17 protein-coding genes and 1 pseudogene are annotated in these 19,567 nt (G+C 67.5%); 10 read left to right on the top strand and 8 right to left on the bottom strand.

What is annotated here, in order from left to right:
• Positions 1–156 precede the first annotated feature (156 nt).
• The gene (locus tag PGN14_RS06685; RefSeq protein ID WP_335298684.1) at positions 157–636 is read right to left on the bottom strand and encodes a peroxiredoxin; all 480 of its coding nucleotides are present in this window, start codon (positions 634–636) and stop codon (positions 157–159) included.
• 98 nt (positions 637–734) lie between these two features.
• On the opposite strand from PGN14_RS06685, the gene PGN14_RS06680 reads away from it, so the two are divergent.
• Both PGN14_RS06680 and ahcY read left to right on the top strand, forming a co-directional pair.
• Positions 735–1,295, top strand: coding sequence for a YqgE/AlgH family protein (locus tag PGN14_RS06680; RefSeq protein WP_335299180.1), 561 nt, complete (start codon positions 735–737; stop codon positions 1,293–1,295).
• A gap of 110 nt (positions 1,296–1,405) precedes the next feature.
• Entirely contained in the window at positions 1,406–2,827 is a 1,422-nt protein-coding gene (ahcY, locus tag PGN14_RS06675) for an adenosylhomocysteinase (protein ID WP_443019469.1), read from the top strand.
• Between the two features lie 277 nt (positions 2,828–3,104).
• On the opposite strand, the gene PGN14_RS06670 is transcribed toward ahcY, so the two are convergent.
• The 3 genes from PGN14_RS06670 to PGN14_RS06660 are packed head-to-tail and all read right to left on the bottom strand — an operon-like array spanning position 3,105 to position 4,714.
• Complete coding sequence (locus PGN14_RS06670; protein ID WP_335298683.1) at positions 3,105–3,551, bottom strand: cytidine deaminase; 447 nt, start codon at positions 3,549–3,551, stop codon at positions 3,105–3,107.
• A complete protein-coding gene (locus tag PGN14_RS06665) occupies positions 3,548–4,222 on the bottom strand; it encodes a glycoside hydrolase family 25 protein (RefSeq protein ID WP_335298682.1) in 675 nt (224 codons plus the stop codon). The genes PGN14_RS06670 and PGN14_RS06665 overlap by 4 nt, the downstream gene beginning before the upstream one ends.
• A gap of 9 nt (positions 4,223–4,231) precedes the next feature.
• Positions 4,232–4,714, bottom strand: coding sequence for a UPF0262 family protein (locus tag PGN14_RS06660; RefSeq protein ID WP_335299178.1), 483 nt, complete (start codon positions 4,712–4,714; stop codon positions 4,232–4,234).
• A 92-nt stretch (positions 4,715–4,806) separates the two neighbouring features.
• On the opposite strand from PGN14_RS06660, the gene PGN14_RS06655 reads away from it, so the two are divergent.
• Positions 4,807–6,294, top strand: coding sequence for a replicative DNA helicase (locus PGN14_RS06655; protein WP_335298681.1), 1,488 nt, complete (start codon positions 4,807–4,809; stop codon positions 6,292–6,294).
• A 229-nt stretch (positions 6,295–6,523) separates the two neighbouring features.
• Here PGN14_RS06655 and PGN14_RS06650 read toward each other — a convergent pair whose 3' ends face one another.
• Positions 6,524–6,991 carry an Hsp20 family protein gene (locus tag PGN14_RS06650; RefSeq protein ID WP_335298680.1) on the bottom strand — a complete coding sequence of 156 codons (468 nt, stop codon included), beginning with the start codon at positions 6,989–6,991 and terminating at the stop codon, positions 6,524–6,526.
• A gap of 207 nt (positions 6,992–7,198) precedes the next feature.
• Here PGN14_RS06650 and PGN14_RS06645 point away from each other — a divergent pair, with 207 nt between their 5' ends.
• The 5 genes from PGN14_RS06645 to PGN14_RS06625 all read left to right on the top strand — a co-directional run bounded on the left by PGN14_RS06645 (position 7,199) and on the right by PGN14_RS06625 (position 13,263).
• Positions 7,199–9,691, top strand: coding sequence for a TonB-dependent receptor (locus tag PGN14_RS06645; RefSeq protein ID WP_335298679.1), 2,493 nt, complete (start codon positions 7,199–7,201; stop codon positions 9,689–9,691).
• A gap of 522 nt (positions 9,692–10,213) precedes the next feature.
• Positions 10,214–11,464 (top strand): lipoprotein-releasing ABC transporter permease subunit, encoded by a 1,251-nt coding sequence (locus PGN14_RS06640; protein WP_335298678.1) that lies wholly within the window; start codon positions 10,214–10,216, stop codon positions 11,462–11,464.
• Complete coding sequence (locus tag PGN14_RS06635) at positions 11,457–12,200, top strand: ABC transporter ATP-binding protein (protein ID WP_335298677.1); 744 nt, start codon at positions 11,457–11,459, stop codon at positions 12,198–12,200. Before PGN14_RS06640 ends, PGN14_RS06635 begins: the two co-directional genes overlap by 8 nt.
• Positions 12,197–12,787, top strand: a complete 591-nt coding sequence (locus PGN14_RS06630; RefSeq protein WP_335298675.1) for a GNAT family N-acetyltransferase — start codon at positions 12,197–12,199, stop codon at positions 12,785–12,787. The genes PGN14_RS06635 and PGN14_RS06630 overlap by 4 nt, the downstream gene beginning before the upstream one ends.
• Positions 12,784–13,263: a glutathione peroxidase gene (locus tag PGN14_RS06625; RefSeq protein WP_335298674.1), complete on the top strand. Its 480-nt coding sequence runs from the start codon at positions 12,784–12,786 to the stop codon at positions 13,261–13,263. The genes PGN14_RS06630 and PGN14_RS06625 overlap by 4 nt, the downstream gene beginning before the upstream one ends.
• Before the next feature lie 30 nt (positions 13,264–13,293).
• Here PGN14_RS06625 and PGN14_RS06620 read toward each other — a convergent pair whose 3' ends face one another.
• On the bottom strand, positions 13,294–13,857 hold the full coding sequence (locus tag PGN14_RS06620; RefSeq protein ID WP_335298673.1) for an HdeD family acid-resistance protein: 564 nt from the start codon (positions 13,855–13,857) through the stop codon (positions 13,294–13,296).
• Positions 13,858–13,956: 99 nt separating this feature from the next.
• Between PGN14_RS06620 and dnaE the strand changes: the two are divergent.
• Positions 13,957–17,455: pseudogene (gene dnaE / locus PGN14_RS06615) on the top strand (DNA polymerase III subunit alpha).
• A 106-nt stretch (positions 17,456–17,561) separates the two neighbouring features.
• Here the strand turns inward: dnaE and PGN14_RS06610 are convergent.
• Positions 17,562–18,638 carry a PA0069 family radical SAM protein gene (locus tag PGN14_RS06610; RefSeq protein ID WP_335298671.1) on the bottom strand — a complete coding sequence of 359 codons (1,077 nt, stop codon included), beginning with the start codon at positions 18,636–18,638 and terminating at the stop codon, positions 17,562–17,564.
• Positions 18,639–18,694: 56 nt separating this feature from the next.
• Here PGN14_RS06610 and PGN14_RS06605 point away from each other — a divergent pair, with 56 nt between their 5' ends.
• A complete protein-coding gene (locus tag PGN14_RS06605) occupies positions 18,695–19,027 on the top strand; it encodes a VOC family protein (protein WP_335298670.1) in 333 nt (110 codons plus the stop codon).
• 3 nt (positions 19,028–19,030) lie between these two features.
• On the opposite strand, the gene moaB is transcribed toward PGN14_RS06605, so the two are convergent.
• Entirely contained in the window at positions 19,031–19,558 is a 528-nt protein-coding gene (gene moaB, locus PGN14_RS06600; protein WP_335298669.1) for a molybdenum cofactor biosynthesis protein B, read from the bottom strand.
• Positions 19,559–19,567 lie beyond the last annotated feature (9 nt).

The raw sequence follows: 19,567 nt of genomic DNA, 5'->3' as shown, positions 1-19,567 counted from the left end.
CGCTGACAAGACGGGGATGCCGTAGCGCGAAACCTCGCCCCCATCACGCCGTCACCCCGGGCTTGACCCGGGGTCCAGGGCGGCGAGCGATCACGTCTGTTTGCGTGCGGCGCCCTGGATGCCGGGTCAAGCCCGGCATGATGGGGAAGGTTCAGGTCAAAGCTTGCTCAGCATGTGATCGGCCGAGCTGACGTTGAATTCGCCCGGCGCCTCGACGTTGATCTGCGTGACGACGCCGTCGTCGACCACCATCGAATAGCGCTGGCTGCGCTTGCCCATGCCGAACTTGCTGCCGTCCATCGCGAGGCCCAGCGCCTCGGCGAAGTCGCCGTTGCCGTCGGCCAGCATCGTCACGCCCTCGGCGCTCGACTGCTTCGACCAGGCGCCCAGCACGAAGGGATCGTTGACGCTGGTGCACGCGATCTCCTCGATCCCCTGCGCCTTCAGCGCCTCGGCCTTTTCCAGATAGCCCGGCAGGTGCTTGGCCGAGCAGGTGGGGGTGAAGGCGCCCGGGACCGCGAACAGCGCGACCTTGCGGCCCTTGAAATATTCCGCCGCATCGACCGGCTCCATGCCGTCGGCGGTCAGCCGGGTCAGCCTGGCGGTGGGCAGCGTGTCGCCGACGTTGATCGTCATGATGCATCATCTCCGTTGAGGTCGCGCGGTACGTTGCAGTGCGTGCGGGCGATTTCAAGCTTTGGCAAGCGGCGCCCGACCCCCTACATCCCGGCATGATGGAAACCGCGACCTTCCTGACCGGCCAGTTCCTGCTGGCGATGCCCGGCATCGGCGATCCGCGGTTCGACCGGTCGGTGATCGCGATGTGCCATCACGACGACAGCGGCGCGCTGGGCATCGGCATCGGCGCGGTGGTCGCCGGGCTGGGGCTGCACGATTTGCTGGAGCAGCTGGAGATCGCGCCCGGCGTCGCACCCGATGCGCCGGTCCATTTCGGCGGGCCGGTGGAGACGCGGCGCGGGTTCGTGCTGCACAGCGCCGACTGGGGCGGGCAGGACACGCTGGATGTCGCCGGCCGCTGGGCCTTGTCGGGCACGCTGGACGTGCTGCGCGCGATCGCGGGCGGCACCGGGCCGTCGCGCTGGCTGGTCGCGCTGGGCTATGCCGGATGGGGGCCGGGGCAGCTCGATGCGGAGATGACGCGCCACGGCTGGCTGAACGTCACCGACACCCCCGCCATGCTGTTCGACACCGCCGCGGACGATCGCTGGACGCGCGGGTTCGCGGCCGCCGGCGTCGATCCGCGCCTGCTGTCGAGCGAGGGCGGACGCGCCTGATATAAAGATATCTTTATATTTGATCGGCGGCGAACCAGCCGCTACAGCGCGCGGATGCCGATCGGTGCCGACGCGCGCCTTGGTCGGCCAAACTTGACGGAGATTACGCCGTGGCTACCGCCCCCGTGCTCGAAAAGAACGATTACGTCATCAAGGACATCGGCCTCGCCGATTTCGGCCGCGCGGAGATCGCGATCGCCGAGACGGAGATGCCCGGCCTGATGGCGCTGCGCGAGGAATTCGGCGCGTCGCAGCCGCTGAAGGGCGCGCGCATCACCGGCTCGCTCCACATGACGATCCAGACCGCGGTGCTGATCGAGACGCTGGTCGCGCTGGGCGCGGACGTGCGCTGGGCGACCTGCAACATCTTCTCGACGCAGGACCATGCCGCCGCCGCCATCGCCGCCGCCGGCATCCCGGTGTTCGCGGTGAAGGGCGAGACGCTGGCCGAATATTGGGACTATGTCGGCGACATCTTCAACTGGGGTGCCGATACGGACGGCCAGACCGCCAACATCATCCTGGATGACGGCGGCGACGCCACCATGTTCGCGCTGTGGGGCGCGAAGCTGGAGGCGGGTGCGTCGTTCGGCGAGCCGGAGAATGAGGAAGAGGTCGAGTTCCAGCGCTCGGTCAAGGCGTTCATCGCCAAGTATCCCGGCTATCTGACGCAGACGGTCAAGAACCTGAAGGGCGTGTCGGAAGAGACGACCACCGGCGTCCACCGCCTGTACGAGATCGCGAAGAAGGGCGAGCTGCCGTTCCCCGCGATCAACGTCAATGACTCGGTGACGAAGTCGAAGTTCGACAATCTCTACGGCTGCAAGGAGTCGCTGGTCGATGCGATCCGCCGCGCCACCGACGTGATGCTGGCGGGCAAGGTCGCCTGTGTCGCGGGCTTCGGCGACGTGGGCAAGGGCTCGGCCGCGTCGCTGCGCAACGGCGGCGCGCGCGTGCTGGTGACCGAGATCGATCCGATCTGCGCGCTGCAGGCGGCGATGGAGGGCTATGAGGTCGTCACGATGGACGAGGCGGTGAAGCGCGCCGACATCTTCTGCACCGCGACCGGCAACGCCGACGTCATCACCGCCGATCACATGAAGGCGATGAAGCCGATGGCGATCGTGTGCAACATCGGCCACTTCGACAGCGAGATCCAGATCGCGGCGCTCAGCAACTATGAATGGTCGGAAGTGAAGCCGGGCACCGACCTGGTGAAGTTCCCCGACGGCAAGCAGATCATCGTGCTGGCCAAGGGTCGGCTGGTGAACCTGGGCTGCGCGACGGGCCATCCGTCGTTCGTGATGTCGGCGTCGTTCACCAACCAGACGCTGGCGCAGATCGAGCTGTGGACCAAGGGCGAGCAGTACAAGAACGAGGTCTATGTCCTGCCCAAGCACCTCGACGAGAAGGTCGCGGCGCTGCATCTGGAGAAGCTGGGTGTCCAGCTGTCCAAGCTGACGCCGAAGCAGGCGGGTTATATCGGTGTGCCGGTCGAGGGGCCGTTCAAGCCGGATCACTATCGCTACTGATCGTGGTGGTGTGAGGTTGAGGGCCGCGCTTGCCGGGAGGCGGGCGCGGCCTTTTCTTTTGTCGCGTGACGTTGCCCTGTCCACGTCGTCACCCCGGACTTGATCCGGGGTCCATCTGTCCGCGAGCGCAGCGTTTGCGGAACCATGGATGCCGGATCAAGTCCGGCATGACGGTACATCGCCGTGCTCCTGCGCAGGCAGGAGCCCAGGGTTTGGGGCACTGACGACGTTGCTCTGCCTGGCCCTGGGTTCCGGCGTTCGCCGGAACACGGGACGGTCAGGCGATCCCCAGATCCCCCGGCCCGAACGCATCGGGCAGCAGTTCCGACAGGCGATAGCTCGCCACCGCATCCCCCTGCGCCCCGGCGCAATGCACCGTCAGATCGCGCCCGCCGAGTTGCGCCGCCTCGTTGAGCACCTGCCGGCATCGGCCGCACGGGCGCACCGGGTCGTTGCCCGTGGCGCGGCCGTCCGCATCCATCGCGCCGCCGATCACGCCCACCGCGACCACCTCGCGCAGCCGCCCCTGCGCGCTGACCGTGGCGATCGCGACCGTCTCGGCGCAGAGCGACAGGCCGTAGCTGGCATTCTCCACGTTCGCGCCGGTGACGATGCTGCCATCGGTCAGCAGTACCGCCGCCCCGACCGCGAAGCGCGAATAGGGAGCGTGGGCATGCGCTGCGGCGGCGCGCGCGGCGGCGATCAATCGGGTTGCTTCGGTCATTTCGCGGCCACGTCCCAGTTCACCGGTCCCTCGACCCCCTCGACGCGGCGGATGTCGCTCGCGCGCCACATCCGCCATCCACGCGTGCCATAGGCAGGCGACAGGAAATTGCCCGTCGCCCACAGGCTGCGCTTGAACGCCTCTATCAGGCGATAGTCCTTTTCCACCGCGCGCGACACCTGGAGCAGCACCGGCTTGCCGGTGTGCGATTCGATACGATGGATCATGTCGGTGACGCCGTCGATCAGCGCCGCGCGCTCGGGCCGTTCGGCGCAACCCTCGTCGAAGGCGAAGGCGATCGCGGCGGGCAGCGCGGTGTCGTCATGCGGGACGACGGTGTTGAAGGCATCGGCCTGCGCCGCGGGCGCCTGGCAGAAGGAGAAGACGTGGATCGCGCCGCGTCGCACGCCCGCGGTCGCCATCGCGGCCCAATGCGTCTGGAACGCGCGGTCGCGCGCGGTCGCGCCCACCGTGGCGACGGCATAGCCGAAATCGGCACCGGCCCCCTTCAGTACCGGCCATTCGATCGCGCCGGTCGCTTCCGACACGTCGACGCCCTGCGATGGATAGGTCTCCACCGAGGGATGCCAGCGGATCGCCATCCTCCATCCCGCCACCCCGGCCAGCGCGAATGCCGCCGCGAACAGCACGAAGCGTCCCAAACCCCACATAACTATCTTCTAAGCCTTGATGTGCAGCACGCAGATGAGCGTGAAGAGGCGGCGCGCGGTGTCGAAGTCGATCTCGATCTTCCCCGTCAGCCGTTCCTGGAGCAGCTCCGCCGCCTCGTTGTGGATGCCGCGCCGCGCCATGTCGACGGTCTCGATCTGCTGCGGCGTGGCCTGACGGATCGCCTGGAAGTAGCTGTCGCAGATCGCGAAATAGTCCTTAATGGGGCGACGGAAGCGCGCCAGCCCCAGCACCAGGGTCTCCAGCGGCGTGCCGTCCTCGCGCCGGATCTCGATCGCCAGCCGCCCTTCCTCGACCGACAGGCGGACGCGATACGGGCCGGCATAGCCGTCGGCATGCTCGCGCTGGGGGGCGAAGTGATTGCCCTCGATCAGGTCGAAGATCGCGATCCGCCGCTCCTGCTCGATATCCGCCGAGCGCCACAGGATGGTGCGCTCGTCCAGTTCGATGTCGATGATCCGCGGATCGGCCATCCGCGTGCCGATAGAGCCGAAGCGGCGCGCTATCCACAGCTTTCGTCGCAGCGGCCCTGTAACCGCGCGCATCGGCCGCGCTATAGGGGGGCATGGCGACTCTGGCATTCCCCGCACCGGCCCCGGCCGAACCCGTTCAGCTGCCCCGCAACGTGGAGGCGGAGGCGGCGATGCTGGGCGCGATGATGATCGACAACCGGCTGGCCGACGACATCGTCGACCGGCTGGAACCGATCCACTTCTTCGAACCCGTCCACGGCCGCATCTTCGCCGCGATCAAGAATTTGCGCGGGCAGGACATGCTGGCGACGCCGGTGACGCTGCGCCCGATGTTCGAGGCGGACGAGGGCATGCGCGAGCTGGGCGGGGTCGGCTATCTCGCCAGCCTGACCGGATCGGGTGCCGGACTGATCGGTGCGCGCCAGTTCGCGCAGCAGATCTACGACCTCGCCATGCTGCGCGCGCTGGTTTCGGTCGGCCACACGATGGTCGATCGCGCGATGGACACCAGCGAGGAGGTGAACCCGCGCGCGCAGATCGAGGCAGCGGAGGAGGAATTGTTCCGCGTCTCCGCGGAGGGCGCGACCGAGAGCAGCGTCAAGAGCTTCGCCCAGGCCAGCACCATGGCGGTGAAGATGGCGGAGAAGGCGCTCAACTGGGGCGGCAATCTGTCGGGCGTCACCACCGGGCTGGACACGGTGAACGCCAAGATCGGCGGCATGCACCATTCCGACCTCATGATCCTGGCGGGACGTCCCGGCATGGGGAAGACGTCGCTCGCGACCAACATTGCGTTCAATGCGGCGCAGCGCTGGATGCGCGACATGCGCGACGGCATCCCGCCTTCCAAGTCGGTGGGCGCGAAGGTCGCCTTCTTCAGCCTGGAGATGAGCGCGGACCAGCTCGCCACGCGTATCCTGGCGGAACAGTCGCGGATCAGTTCCGAGGCGTTGCGCATGGGCAAGATCAGCAAGCAGGAGTTCGAGCAACTGGCGGCCGCGGCGGCGGAACTGGAGAATCTGCCATTCTTCATCGACGACACCGGCGGCCTGACGATCGGCGCGCTACACACGCGCGTGCGGCGGCTCCAGCGGCGGCACAATAACGAGATCGGGTTGGTGGTGGTCGACTACCTCCAGCTGCTGACCGGCTCGGGGAAGGGCGACGGCAACCGCGTGCAGGAGATTTCGGAGATCTCGCGCGGGCTGAAGACGCTGGCCAAGGACATGAACGTGCCGGTGCTGGCGCTGTCGCAGCTGAGCCGTGCGGTGGAAAGCCGCGAGGACAAGCGCCCGATGCTGTCGGATCTGCGCGAATCGGGGTCGATCGAGCAGGACGCCGACATGGTGTGGTTCGTGTTCCGCGAGGATTATTACACCGCGCAGCGCGAACCGAAGCGGCCGATGGAAGGGGATTCGGCCAATGTGTTCGAGGATCACGCGCGCTGGGCGGCGGACATGGAGCGGGTGTTCGGGCTGGCGGAGCTGATCGTCGCCAAGCAGCGCCACGGTGCGACGGGCAAGGTGGTGCTGAAATTCGATCCGACGATCACGCGGTTTAGCGATTACGCGGGGTTTTAGGCCACATTTCAAGCCCCTCCCCTTCAGGGGAGGGGTTGGGGTGGGGGAGGTCTCACCGAGACTGTCGCCAGTGGCTCTTGACTGCCCCACCCCAAACCCCTCCCCTGAAGGGGAGGGGCTTTGAAAAAGGGAAAGGCGCCCGGGCCTTGTGGACCCGGACGCCCCCATCGGCGCCTCGAAAGGGAGCAAAGAGGCGCCAATTCTCTTCGCGACCCCTTGCGGGGGTGCGTTACGCGGCCCTGGACTCGTCGCCCGCGTTGTCCTCGACCGCGGTCAGCGGCGCGCCGGTCTTGATCGCGATGGTCTTCGGCTTCATCGCCTCGGGCACCTCGCGGACCAGGTCGATCACCAGCAGGCCGTCGTTCAGCCGCGCATCCTCCACCAGAACGAAATCGGCCAGCTCGAACCGCCGCTCGAAGCTGCGATTGGCAATGCCCAGGTGCAGGAAGTGGCCGTTGTCCGCCTTCTCGTCCTTGCGGCCGGCGACGACCAGCAGGTTCTGCTGCGCGACGATCTCGATCTCGCTGCGGCTGAACCCGGCGACCGCCAGCGTGATGCGGTAACGGTCCTCCGCCACGCGCTCCAGGTTGAAGGGCGGATAATTTTCGGACGTGCCGCGCGCATTCTGCTCGATCATGTCGAACAGCCGGTCGAAACCGATCGCGGAGCGGCGATAGGGGGTGAGGTCGAAACGCATGTCAAATCCTCCGATGAGCTATCTGAAGCGGGCGCCCGGTCATCCGCGGCACCCCGGTTCCCGTGCGGCCCGGCCAGCGGCACCGCACGCCACGAAGATGGTGCCGATGTGAAGTGTTTCAAGGGCCGTTGAAACTCCTACTTTGTTGATCGGGTATCGTGACTTCACCATCCTCCGCGGCAACGGAAGACCGACCCAGGGGGATAGATGTCGATCACGCTTGCCTTGTTGCTGGCCGCGCAGACCGATGCCGCGACCGCACCGCCGACGCCGCAAGCGGAGCCGGCGCCCGCGCAGGTGGTGGTCGGCGCCAGCGCACCCGGCGCGCCGACGCGGACCGAGGAGGATGTGCAGCGCAGCTCCGCCGCGGCCGATGTCGTGGTCACCGCGCGCCGCCGGTCGGAGCAGGTGCAGAACGTGCCGATCCCGATCTCCGTCGTGGGTGTGAAGGAGCTGGACAATACCGGCAGCTTCAACGTGGCGCGGTTGCAGCAGCTTCAGCCGACGCTGCAATTCTACTCCACCAACCCGCGCAATTCGTCGGTCAACATCCGCGGGCTGGGCGCGCCGCTGGGGCTGACCAACGACGGCATCGACCAGGGCGTCGGCGTCTATATCGACCAGGTGTATCTCAGCCGCGTCGCGGCGGCGACGCTCGACTTCCTCGACGTGCAGCAGATCGAGACGCTGCGCGGGCCGCAGGGGACGCTGTACGGCAAGAACACCGTCGCCGGTGCGATCAGCATCACCAGCAAGCCCCCCAGCTTCACCTTCGAGGGCCGCGCGGAGGTGACCGCGGGCAACCTGGCGTTCAAACAGGCCAAGGCGTCGATCTCCGGCCCGTTGAGCGACACGGTCGCGGTGCGGCTGGGCATGTCGACCACCGACCGGCGCGGCACGATCTACAATGTGCGCACCGGCACCAACGTCAACAGTCAGGACAATCTGGGCGTGCGGGCCGCCTTGCTGTGGAAGGCGAGCGATGCGCTGAACGTCACGCTGTCGGGCGATTACAGCCGGCAGGATCCGGACTGCTGCGCGCAGATCTTCGTCCGCGTCGGCACCACGCAGCGCGCGCTCAACCGGCAATTCGACGCGCTGGCGGCGGCGCTCAACTACGAACCGCCGAGCCGCAACGCGTTCGACCGCGTCACCGATCTCGACGCGCAGCTACAGGCGAGGAACGTGCTGGGCGGCGTGTCGCTGCGCGGCGAACTGCAGCTGGGCGAGGGGACGCTGACGTCGGTCACGGCGTGGCGCTTCTGGGACTGGCTGCCCGCCAACGATCGCGACTTCACCGGCCTGCCGATCACCACCTTGTCGCAGAACCCGACCCGGCAGGACCAATATACGCAGGAATTCCGCTACGCCGGCGAAGGCAATGGCTTCAACTATGTCGCCGGACTGTTCGCTTTCTATCAGGATATCCACACCACGGGCACGCAGCGGCAGGGGACGGCGGCGAGCCGGTGGCTGATCAATCCGCCCGCCAATGGCTGCACCGCGTCGCCGACCGCGCTCGCCTGCGATCCGTCGGTGCTCGACGGGCTGACCGCCAGCAACGACATCCGGCTGAAGAACTTCAGCGGTGCGGTGTTCGGCAAGCTCAACTGGGACGTGACCGATCAGGTGACGCTGTCGCCGGGCGTGCGGCTCAATTATGACGACAAGGTCGGCAGCTATGTCAGCATCGTGCGCGATGCGCAGGGCAATCTGGTGCCGTACAGCGGTGGGACCGCGCGGCAGGCGGCGCAGCGCGACGCGATCCAGCCGCAGGCGTTCGAGGGCGAGGCGTATCGCGCATGGAACGTCACCTATGACGTGACCGCCTCGTACAAGCCGTCGCGCGATATCCTGCTCTACGGCACCTATGCCCACACGTTCAAATCGGGCGGGCTGAACCTGAATGGCGTGCCCGTGGTCAACGGCGTGGTGCAGACCCAGCTGGCGCAGATCGCACCCGAGAAGGTCGACCATTTCGAGATCGGGGCGAAGTCGCAATTCTGGGATCGCCGGATCACGCTGAACATCACGGGTTTCTGGACGCAGATCGAGGACTATCAGGCGGTGGTCAACAACCAGTCGACCTCGACCCTGCGCGGCTATCTGGCCAATGCGGGCAAGGTGCGGGTGCGCGGCGTGGAGGCGGATTTCTCGGTGCGGCCCAGCGAGCGGCTGAACCTGTACGTCAATGCCGCGATCACCGATGGCCGCTATGTCGACTTCAAGAACGCGCCATGCCCGCCGGAATTGTCGGGCGGCCCGGCGGCTCCGGTCGGCAGTGCGGGCGGTCCCGCGGGCGTGCCGGGGGCGCAAAGCCCGGTGGTGTGCGATATCTCCGGCCAGTGGTTGCCCGGCATCTCCAGGGCGGCCTTCTCCTATGGCGGCGAATATAACGTGCCCGCCGCACTGTTCGGGCAGCAGGGGCAGGCGTATCTGGGCATCGACGCCAATTCGCGGACGAAGTTCTCCTCGAACGCCTCGCGGTCGATCTACACCGACATCAACGGCTATACGCTCGCCAACCTGCGCGCGGGCTATCGCACCGACAGCGGGGTCAACGTGTTCGGCTGGGTCCGCAACGTGTTCGACAACAATTATTACGAGGTGCTGGCGACGACGCCAGGGAATACCGGGCTGATCGCGGGCAACGTCGGGGATCCGCGGACCTATGGCGTGACGATCGGGGCGAGTTTCTGAGGCTTCGTCACCCCGGACTTGATCCGAGGTTCCGCTTCTTCACGCACGTCGCAGGGAAGCGGGACCCCGGGTCGAGTCCGGGGTGACGTGTGGGTGAGGAAGCGCCGACGGCGAAGCCGCCGGCTTGACGTCGGACGGGTCCGGCGGTGCCGGCCCGCCGGCCGATGGGGTCGCCGCGCCGCGGGCGCAACGCCCGGTGCTTGCACCGGGCTGCGACCCGAATGCAAACGCCCGGGCCGTTTTCACGACCCGGGCGCCTGCGTGACGATCGCTCGTCAGCCCCCTAATCCAGTCCTCCGCCCGCGCGCTTCGTGGGAACGAAGCGGGGCTGGAAAACATTCCCCGAACCACGGCCTTTTGCCTGTGTGCCAGTGGCGATCGTATGCGCCGCGCGTGGGGATGCTGTCGACCGAAATGAACGGGGGATAAATCGAATGTCGCGCCCCTGTGACGAATTCGCCACATGCCCCGCGCGCACGCCCCCCGTTGCACCCCGCCCGCGGCGCGCCTAGAGCCTCCGCCATGTTGCTGTCGCGCTATGAAAGCATGATCGCGCGGCGCTATCTGCTGCCGGGCCGGGGGGAACGGTTCATCGTGCTGGTGGCGGGATTCTCGCTCGGCGCGGTGATGCTGGGCGTCGCCGCACTCGTCATCGTGATGAGCGTCATGAACGGGTTCCGCGCCGAGCTGTTCGACAAGATCGTCGGGCTGAACGGCCATGCGGTGGTGCAGGGGTTCAACGGCCGGCTGCCCGACTGGCGTCGCGTGGTGCAGGAGGCGCAGGCGACGCCGGGTGTGACCAGCGCGGTGCCGATGATCGAGCAGCCGCTGTTCGCCACCTATAACGGCCGCGCCGAGTTCATCCTGCTGCGTGGCATGCGGGTGCAGGACATCCGCGGCAACCCCGCGATCCGCAGCAAGGTGGTGGCCGGCAATCTGGATTCGGTGACCGCGGGCAGCAACAACATCGCGATCGGCGCGCGGCTGGCGGAGGCGCTGGGCGCGACGATCGGGTCGGAAATCTCGCTGGTCAGCCCGCAGGGGCAGACGACGCCGTTCGGCACCGTGCCGCGGATCGTCAACTATACGGTCGCCGCGGTGTTCGAGGTCGGCATCTACGATTATGACAAGGCCTATGTCATGATGCCGCTGCCCGATGCGCAGACCTTCCTGCTGATGGGCGACAGCGTCGGCATGGTGGAGATCCAGACGGTCGATCCCGATCGCGTCGGCCCGATCCTGGCGCCACTGGCGGCGAAGGTGCAGGGCTATGGCGTGGTCGCCGACTGGCGGCGGCTGAACGCGGAGCTGTTCGATGCGCTGGCGGTCGAACGCGTCGCGATGTTCGTCGTCTTGTGCATCATCATCCTGGTCGCGGCCTTCAATATCGCGAGTTCGCTGATCATGCTGGTGCGCTCCAAGACGCGCGACATCGCGATCCTGCGCACGATGGGGGCGAGCCGGGGGGCGATGCTGCGCATCTTCATGACGGTGGGGACCACGATCGGCGTGCTGGGAACGATCGCGGGGCTGATCCTGGGCGCGATCTTCCTGTTCTTCCGGCAGGCGGTGGTCAATTTCGTTCAGCTGCTGACGGGACAGAATCTGTGGGATCCCTCGATCCGTTACCTGACCGAGCTGCCGTCGAAGCCCAATCCGGTCGAGATCACGCTGATCGTGATCGTCACGCTGGTGATGACGTTCCTGGCGACCGTCTATCCCGCGTTCAAGGCGGCGAGCACCGATCCGGTGCAGGTGTTGCGCTATGAGTGACGCCGAAGACGGCACCGGCCGGCGCGGGCCGGCCAGCGCCAGCGGGCGTGGCCTGGCCGCGCCCGACGGCGCGGTGTTGCAGACCACCGGCCTCGCGCGCAGCTTCACGCAGGGCGAGACGACGATCCACGTCCTGCGCGGGGTCGACCTGGCGATCGCGCCGGGCGAGATCGTCGCGTTGCTGGGGCCATCGGGATCGGGCAAGTCGACGCTGTTGCAGGCGGTGGGGCTGCTGGAGGGCGGCTTTTCCGGCTCGATCCGCATCGGCGGCGAGGAGGCCGCGCAGCTGGACGCGGCGGGGCGCACCGACCTGCGCCGCGACCGGCTGGGCTTCATCTATCAATTCCATCACCTGCTGCCCGATTTCAACGCGATCGAGAATGTCGTCCTGCCGCAGCTGATCCAGGGTGCGACCCGCGCCGTGGCGGAGGAGCGCGCGACGACATTGCTGACCGCTCTGGCGGTCGGCCATCGCCTGACGCATCGTCCGTCGCAATTGTCGGGCGGCGAGCAGCAGCGCGTAGCGGTGGCACGCGCATTGGCCAACCGCCCGGCGCTGGTGCTGGCGGACGAGCCGACCGGCAATCTGGACGAGCATACCGCGGACGTGGTGCTGGCCGAGTTCCTGCGGCTGGTGCGCGGCGAAGGCTCGGCGGCGCTGGTGGCGACGCATAACGAGCGGCTGGCGGCGAAGATGGACCGGGTGGTGCGGCTGCACGAGGGGCAGTTGCAGTGAGCCTGTGGGGCGAGACGCCGACGCTGACCGGGCGTCACGTCCGCCTGCGTCCGCTGGTGCCGGAGGATGCGCCCGCGCTGGCCGCAGCGGCGGGCGATGGTGACCTGACCGAGCTGTTCTTTGCCAACGTATCCGGGCTAACCGATCCCGAGGCGTTCGTCGCCGCGGCGTTGAAGGAGCGCGATCATGGCCGCGCGTTGCCGTTCACGGTGGAGACACCGGACGGGCGCGTCGTCGGGCTGACGCGGTTGATGCGGATGCACGAGGCGCATCGCCGGGTGGAGATCGGCGGCACCTTCTATGCGCGATCGGTCCAGCGCACCGGCGTCAATACCGAGGCGAAGCTGCTGCTGCTGACCCATGCCTTCGACACGCTGGGGTGCAATGTCGTCCAGATCCGCACCGACTGGTTCAACAAGCGTTCGCAGGCGGCGATCGAGCGGCTGGGCGCGAAGCGCGATGGCGTATTGCGGTCGCATCAGGTGATGAACGGCCGCGTCCGCGATATCGTGGTCTATTCGATCATCGCTGGCGAATGGCCCGGCGTGCGCATGAATATCGAGTTCCTGCTGGGGAGAGTGCGATGACCGCCATCACCGACTTTACCGTCAAGACTGCGGACGGCAGCGAAGAATCGCTCGCCGGCTATCGCGGCAAGGTGCTGCTGATCGTCAACACCGCGTCGAAATGCGGCTTCACTCCGCAATATGAGGGGCTGGAGGCGCTGCATCGCAAGTTCGGCGAGCGGGGGTTCGAGGTGCTGGGGTTTCCGTGCAACCAGTTCGGTGCGCAGGAGCCGGGCGACGCGGCGGAGATCGCCAGTTTCTGTTCGCTGACTTATGACGTGACCTTCCCGGTGTTCGCGAAGATCGACGTCAACGGCGACGGCGCGGACCCGCTGTTCGCGCGGTTGAAGGCGGATGCGCCAGGCGTGCTGGGGTCGAAGGCGATCAAGTGGAACTTCACCAAGTTCCTGGTGGATCGCGAGGGGCGCACGGTGTCGCGCTATGCGCCGACGACCAAGCCGGCGGAGATCGAGAAGGATATCGAGGCGCTGTTGTAAAGCGCCTCCACGCCACCGGACGGACAATACTCACGTCGGCATCGCGAACGGTGCCGCGCCGCTGCGATGGTCCCAACCGGCAGCGATCGCGACGATCCCGCCCATCAGGAAGCTGGTCCCCAGGATGAAGCCGGGCAGCGTCAGCGCGGACCACGGCACGGTTGCGACGATGAACACCGCGAGCAACAGGTTGACGACGCCCAGCACGATCATCAACCCGCGCCGCCGCGCCCGGAAGCCCCAATAGACCTCCAGCGCGCCGCGCACCGCCAGCCAGATCGCCACCATCAGCGTCAGCGAGATCGCGCCCGTCGCCGGCTCCAGCACCATGACCGCGCCCGCGATCACCGATACCAGCCCGAAGACGACCGAATAGGCCCGGCTGTCGTGCCCGTGCCCGAACAGCCCGGCGGCGATCGCGAACACGCCTGAGATGAAGAAGAAGGCGCCGATCGTCACCGTCGCGGCGAAGGTGGCCGCGAACGGCCACAGAAAGGCGGCGAGGCCGACCAGCGAGGAGACCACGCCATAGGCCATGATCCAGCCCCAGCCGGCGCCCATGACCGGGCGTTGGTCCGTGCGCATGTCCGTCATGACGGTGGTTCCTTCCATGTTCCGCGTTGCGGCGAACGGGTGGGGTCGGGGGGCGGTTCCGTGCTGGTCGAATCAGCGCCGCTGCCCTATCTGGAGGCGATGGCGCACTCCGGGTTCGTACCGCTCCGCATCTTCTCCTCCTACACGATGCTGGACGGTGCGATCGAACCGAAGGCGATCGCCAAGCGCGCCTCGAAGCTGGGCTTTCCCGCCGCGGGCCTGACCGATCGCAACGGGCTGTACGCCGCGATGGCCTTCTCCGATGCGGCGGCGGGGGCGGGGGTGCAGCCGGTGATCGGGACGATGCTGGGCATCGCGCGACCGGACATGCCGGAGGGGGGCGCCCCCGGTGATCGACTGGATCGCGCTCTATGCGCAGGACACGACCGGGTACGACAATTTGTGCGCGCTGGTCAGCCACGCGCACCTCGACCGACCGCTCGAACTGGCGCCGCATGTCGGGTTCGACGTGCTGGAGCGGCATGCCGCCGGGCTGATCGCGCTGACCGCAGGCGGGGAGGGGGGCGTCGCGCGGCTGTTCGCGGAGGATCAGCCGGCGCGCGCCGCCGCCTATGCCGACCGGCTGCACGCGATCTTCCCCGATCGGCTGTATGTCGAGCTGGTGCGCCGCGGCGATGCGGTGGAGGAGAAAGCGGAAGAGCATCTGCTCGACCTCGCCTTCGATCGCGGCTGGCCGATCGTGGCGACCAATCCGAGCTGCTTCGAGGAAGCGAGCTTCGGCGACGCGCATGACGCCATGCTGTGCATCGCGCATTCCACCTATGTCGAAAGCGAGGATCGCCCGCGCAGTTGCGGCCATGCGTGGATGAAGCCGGCGGCCGAGATGATCGCGCTGTTCGACGATCTGCCCGAGGCGATCGCGAACACGCTGGTGGTGGCGCAGCGCTGCGCGGTCGCCGCGCCGAAGCGCAAGCCGATTCTCCCCAGCCTGGCGGGCGACCGCGAGGGCGAGGCGGCGATGCTGCGCGACCGCGCGCGCGACGGGCTGGCGGCACGGTTGCAGCGGATCGAGGAGCTGGGGCAGGCGGGCGAGCCGGGGTGGCAGGACGCCTATCGCGAGCGGCTGGAGTTCGAGCTGGACGTCATCATCCAGATGGGGTTCCCCGGTTACTTCCTGATCGTCGCGGACTTCATCCAATGGGCGAAGTCGCATGACATTCCGGTGGGGCCGGGACGTGGATCGGGCGCAGGCTCTGCGGTCGCCTGGGCGCTGACGATCACCGATCTCGACCCGCTCCAACTGGGGCTGCTGTTCGAGCGCTTCCTGAACCCCGAGCGCGTGTCGATGCCCGACTTCGACATCGACTTCTGCGAAACCCGGCGTGGCGAGGTGATCCGCTACGTGCAGGAAAAATACGGCCGCGATCAGGTGGCGCAGATCATCACCTTCGGAAAGCTGAAGGCGCGCGCGGTGCTGAAGGACACCGGCCGTGTGTTGCAGATGAGCTATGGCCAGATCGACCGACTGGCGAAGCTGGTGCCCAACCACCCGACCGATCCCTGGGACCTGAAGCGCGCGCTGAATGGCGTGCCGGAGCTGGCCAAGGAATATTCCAACGACAATCAGGTCCGCCATCTATGGGATCTGGCGACCAAGCTGGAGGGGCTGCCGCGCCACTCCTCTACGCACGCCGCGGGCGTGGTGATCGGCGACCGGCCGCTGGCGCAGCTGGTGCCGCTGTACCGCGATCCGCGCTCCGACATGCCGGTGACGCAATTCGACATGAAATATGTCGAGGGCGCCGGGCTGGTGAAGTTCGACTTTCTGGGCCTGAAGACGCTGTCGGTGCTGAAGAAGGCGATCCAGCTGCTCGACCAGCGCGGCATCGCGGTCGACCTCGACGCGCTGCCGTGGGACGACGAAGGCGTCTATAAATTGCTCCAGCGCGGCGACACGGTGGGCGTGTTCCAGCTGGAATCGGAAGGGATGCGGCGCACGCTGTCGGCGGTGCGGCCGTCCAACTTCGGCGACATCATCGCGCTCGTCTCGCTGTATCGCCCGGGGCCGATGGACAATATCCCGTCGTTCGGGCGCCGCAAGCAGGGGCAGGAGGAGATCACCTATCCCCATCCGCTGCTGGAGCCGATCCTGAACGAGACCTATGGGATCTTCGTCTATCAGGAACAGGTGATGCAGGCCGCGCAGGTGCTGGCGGGCTATTCGCTGGGCGGCGCGGACCTGTTGCGGCGCGCGATGGGCAAGAAGATCAAGGCGGAGATGGACGCGCAGCGCGCCACCTTCGTCGCCGGGTGCGCCGAGCATAACCAGATCAAGGCGGATTATGCGAACCAGCTGTTCGATTTGATCGACAAGTTCGCCGGCTATGGCTTCAACAAGAGCCACGCGGCGGCCTATGCGCTGCTGGCGTATCAGACGGCGTGGCTGAAGGCGCATCACCCGGCGGAATTCTTCGCCGCATCGATGTGCTACGACATCCATCTGACCGACAAGCTGGCGATCTTCGTCGACGACATGCGGCGACTGGGCGTGCCGCTGCTGGCGCCGTGCATCAACGCGAGCCTCGCGGAATTCGATGTGCAGGCCGCGGGTGAGGAGGGGCTTTATGGCGTCCGCTATGCGCTCGCCGGCCTGAAATCCGTCGGCGAGGGCGCGATGGAGAAATTGATCGAGGAACGCGCCAACGGGCCGTTCCGCAGCCTCGACGATTTCGCCAGCCGCGTCGACCCGCGCCTGCTCAACAAGCGCCAGCTGGAGACGCTGGCCGCGGCGGGGGCGTTCGACGGGCTGGAGGATAATCGCGCGGGCGTCCATGCGGTCGCGGAGACGATCCTCGCCATCGCCGCCAGCACGCATCACGGCCGCACCAGCGGGCAGGGCGGGCTGTTCGGCGACGATGGCGGCGGGGCGGGCGACGTCATCAAGCTTCCCCCGCAGGCGCGCTGGCCGCTCGCCGAGCGGATGGAGCAGGAGAAGGAGGCGTTCGGCTTCTATTTTTCCGCGCATCCGGTCGACCGCTACCGCCATCTGGCGAAGATGCACGGCGCGCGCAGCTATGTCGCGCTCGGCGATCTGCCGATCCCCGATGGCGCGCGGGTGATGGCGACGATGGCGGTGATGGTGGAGGACGCGCGCTGGCGCACCTCCGCGCGCGGGCGGCGCTATCTGATGGCGACGCTGTCGGACGCCACCGGACAGTTCGTCGCGACCTGTTTCGAGGACGGCACCTCCGCGGATCTGGAGGAAGCGGCCAAGAACGGCGGCTGCGGGTTGATGACGGTCGAGCTGGATCGTCGCCCCGGCGAGGAGACGCCGCGCGTCTCGATCAAGGCGATTCGCCCGTTCGAGGGGCTGGCGACCACGACACGGTTCGCGCTGGAGGTGACCGTCGCCGACAAGGCCGCGATCGCGATGCTGGCGGCGCTGATCGGCCCGCTGCGTGGCGCGCGCGGCAAGGTGACGCTGAAGGTGCCGCTGGAGAATGGCGACACCGCGGTGGTGATCCTCGACCGCGATTTCGCGCTGGATGCCGAACTGGCGGAACGGATCGAATCGCTGCCCGGTGTGACGAAGGTGGAGTTCGATATCGAGGAGACGCGACTGCGCTCGGTGGGGTGATGCCATCTCGTGCTCCTGCGCACGCAGGAGCCCAGGGTCGTGCGCGCTCACGATCGTTGTTATACTGGGCTCTGGGTTCCGGCGTTCGCCGGAACACGGCAGGGCATCAAAACAACTCCCCCTGCGCGCCCGCGGGCGGGCGGAACAGGTCGCAGCGCAGGTCCAGCCTGCGGCGTTCGTCGCTGAACCCTGCTTTGGCGCGCGCGATGCGGAAGCGGGTGCGCAGCAGCTCCGCCCATGGCCCTTCGCCCTTCATCCGCATGCCGAAGCGCGGATCATTGTCCTTCCCGCCGCGCAGCGACTGGACGATCGCCATCACCTTGCCCGCACGCTCCGGAAAATGTTCGTCGAGCCAGGCGCGGAACAGCGGTGCCACCTCCCACGGCAGCCGCACCGGGATGAACGACACGCCGCGCGCGCCCGCCGCGGCGGCGCGGGCGACGATCGCCTCCACTTCGCCATCGGTGATCGCGGGGATGACGGGCGCCATGTTGACATAGGTCGGCACGCCCGCGGCTGCGAGCCGCGCCACCGCCGCCAGCCGCCGCTCCGGGGTGGGCGCGCGCGGCTCGACGGTCATCGCGATGCGCGGGTCGAGCGAGGTGACCGAAATGGCGACCGCGACCAAGCCTTTGGTCGCCATCGGCGCCAGCAGGTCGAGGTCGCGCACGACGCGGTCGGACTTGGTGGTGACGACCAGAGGATGGTCGCAGTCCGCCAGCACCTCGATCACGCGGCGCGTCACCTGCCACTCGCGCTCGATCGGCTGATAGGGGTCGGTGTTGGTGCCCATCGCGATCGGCTGGCAGGCGTAGCCCGGCTTCGCGAGTTCCGCGCGCAGCAACGCGGCGGCATCGGGCTTGGCGAACAGCTTCGTTTCGAAGTCCAGCCCGGGCGACAAATCGTGAAAGGCGTGGCTGGGCCGCGCGAAGCAGTAGATGCAGCCATGCTCGCAGCCGCGATAGGGGTTGATCGAGCGATCGAACGGCACGTCGGGCGAACGGTTGCGGGTGATGATCGTGCGCGCATGCTCGACGGTCACGGTGGTGCGCAACGGCGACGGCGCGCCGTCGATCGTGTCGCGCGCGTCGAGCCATTCGCCATCGGCCTCTGTCTGCGGCAGGTTGAAGCGTTGGCTCTCCGCGTTCAGCGTCGCGCCGCGATGAGGCCGGGGATTCGCCATTGCGCAATCCTATCCACCACCATAGAACATAGCAAGAACGATGCAGGAGAATCGTTATGGCGCGCCTCAATTATCTGGAATTGGCGACGCGGGATCGAGCGGCGGCCAAGCGCTTCTACGAACAGGCGTTCGGCTGGGCCTTTACCGACTTCGGGCCTGACTATGCCGCGACGCTCAGCGGCGACACGGACATCGGCCTCGACGCCGCGTCCGACCGGATCGCAGCACCGCTGCCGGTGATCGAGGTCGCCGATCTGGAGGCCGCGCAGGATGCGGTCGCGCAGGCCGGGGGCACGATCACCGTGCCGATCTTCGCCTTTCCGGGCGGTCGGCGGTTCCATTTTCGCGATGTCGACGGGCACGAACTGGCCGCATCGCAGCCCGAGTAAGGGTCAGCGCTCCAGCAACCGGGGCATGAGCTCGACGAAATTGCAGGGGCGGTGGCGGCTGTCGAGCTGGTCCTTGAGGATGCCGTCCCACGCATCCTTCACCGCGCCGGTCGAGCCGGGCAGCGCGAAGATATAGGTGCCGCGCGCGACGCAGGCGCAGGCGCGGCTCTGCACGGTCGAGGTGCCGATCGTCTGGTAGCTGAGCCAGCGGAACAACTCGCCGAAGCCGGGGATCATCTTGTCGGCCACGCGCTCGACCGCCTCGGGCGTGACGTCGCGTCCGGTGACGCCGGTGCCGCCGGTGGTGATGATGCAGTCGACCGCCGCATCGTCGATCCAGGCGTCCAACTGCGCCACGATCGCATCGGCATCGTCGCGCAGGATCGTGCGCGCGGCGAGCATGTGGCCGGCATCGCTCAGCCGCTCGACCAGCGTATCGCCGGAGCGGTCCTCCGCCAGCCCGCGGGTGTCGGAAACGGTCAGCACCGCGATGCGGACGGGGAGGAAGGCGCGGGTGTCGTCGATCGGCATGGCGCGAGG

The organism is Sphingomonas adhaesiva, assembly GCF_036946305.1.
GTDB classification, from domain to species: Bacteria; Pseudomonadota; Alphaproteobacteria; order Sphingomonadales; family Sphingomonadaceae; genus Sphingomonas; species Sphingomonas adhaesiva_B.
Note: the sequence above shows the minus strand (reverse complement) of the source record. Positions and strands in the feature narration are given on the sequence as shown.

What these genes read in the sequence shown, in the direction of transcription:
- PGN14_RS06640 (WP_335298678.1), top strand. Translation starts at nt 10,214, where the DNA reads ATGTTGCTGTCGCGCTATGAAAGCATGATCGCGCGGCGCTATCTGCTG.
- PGN14_RS06685 (WP_335298684.1), bottom strand. Translation starts at nt 636, where the DNA reads ATGACGATCAACGTCGGCGACACGCTGCCCACCGCCAGGCTGACCCGG.
- PGN14_RS06625 (WP_335298674.1), top strand. Translation starts at nt 12,784, where the DNA reads ATGACCGCCATCACCGACTTTACCGTCAAGACTGCGGACGGCAGCGAA.
- PGN14_RS06670 (WP_335298683.1), bottom strand. Translation starts at nt 3,551, where the DNA reads ATGACCGAAGCAACCCGATTGATCGCCGCCGCGCGCGCCGCCGCAGCG.
- PGN14_RS06610 (WP_335298671.1), bottom strand. Translation starts at nt 18,638, where the DNA reads ATGGCGAATCCCCGGCCTCATCGCGGCGCGACGCTGAACGCGGAGAGC.
- PGN14_RS06655 (WP_335298681.1), top strand. Translation starts at nt 4,807, where the DNA reads ATGGCGACTCTGGCATTCCCCGCACCGGCCCCGGCCGAACCCGTTCAG.
- PGN14_RS06665 (WP_335298682.1), bottom strand. Translation starts at nt 4,222, where the DNA reads ATGTGGGGTTTGGGACGCTTCGTGCTGTTCGCGGCGGCATTCGCGCTG.
- PGN14_RS06680 (WP_335299180.1), top strand. Translation starts at nt 735, where the DNA reads ATGGAAACCGCGACCTTCCTGACCGGCCAGTTCCTGCTGGCGATGCCC.
- PGN14_RS06620 (WP_335298673.1), bottom strand. Translation starts at nt 13,857, where the DNA reads ATGACGGACATGCGCACGGACCAACGCCCGGTCATGGGCGCCGGCTGG.
- PGN14_RS06635 (WP_335298677.1), top strand. Translation starts at nt 11,457, where the DNA reads ATGAGTGACGCCGAAGACGGCACCGGCCGGCGCGGGCCGGCCAGCGCC.
- PGN14_RS06605 (WP_335298670.1), top strand. Translation starts at nt 18,695, where the DNA reads ATGGCGCGCCTCAATTATCTGGAATTGGCGACGCGGGATCGAGCGGCG.
- PGN14_RS06645 (WP_335298679.1), top strand. Translation starts at nt 7,199, where the DNA reads ATGTCGATCACGCTTGCCTTGTTGCTGGCCGCGCAGACCGATGCCGCG.
- PGN14_RS06660 (WP_335299178.1), bottom strand. Translation starts at nt 4,714, where the DNA reads ATGGCCGATCCGCGGATCATCGACATCGAACTGGACGAGCGCACCATC.
- moaB (WP_335298669.1), bottom strand. Translation starts at nt 19,558, where the DNA reads ATGCCGATCGACGACACCCGCGCCTTCCTCCCCGTCCGCATCGCGGTG.
- PGN14_RS06650 (WP_335298680.1), bottom strand. Translation starts at nt 6,991, where the DNA reads ATGCGTTTCGACCTCACCCCCTATCGCCGCTCCGCGATCGGTTTCGAC.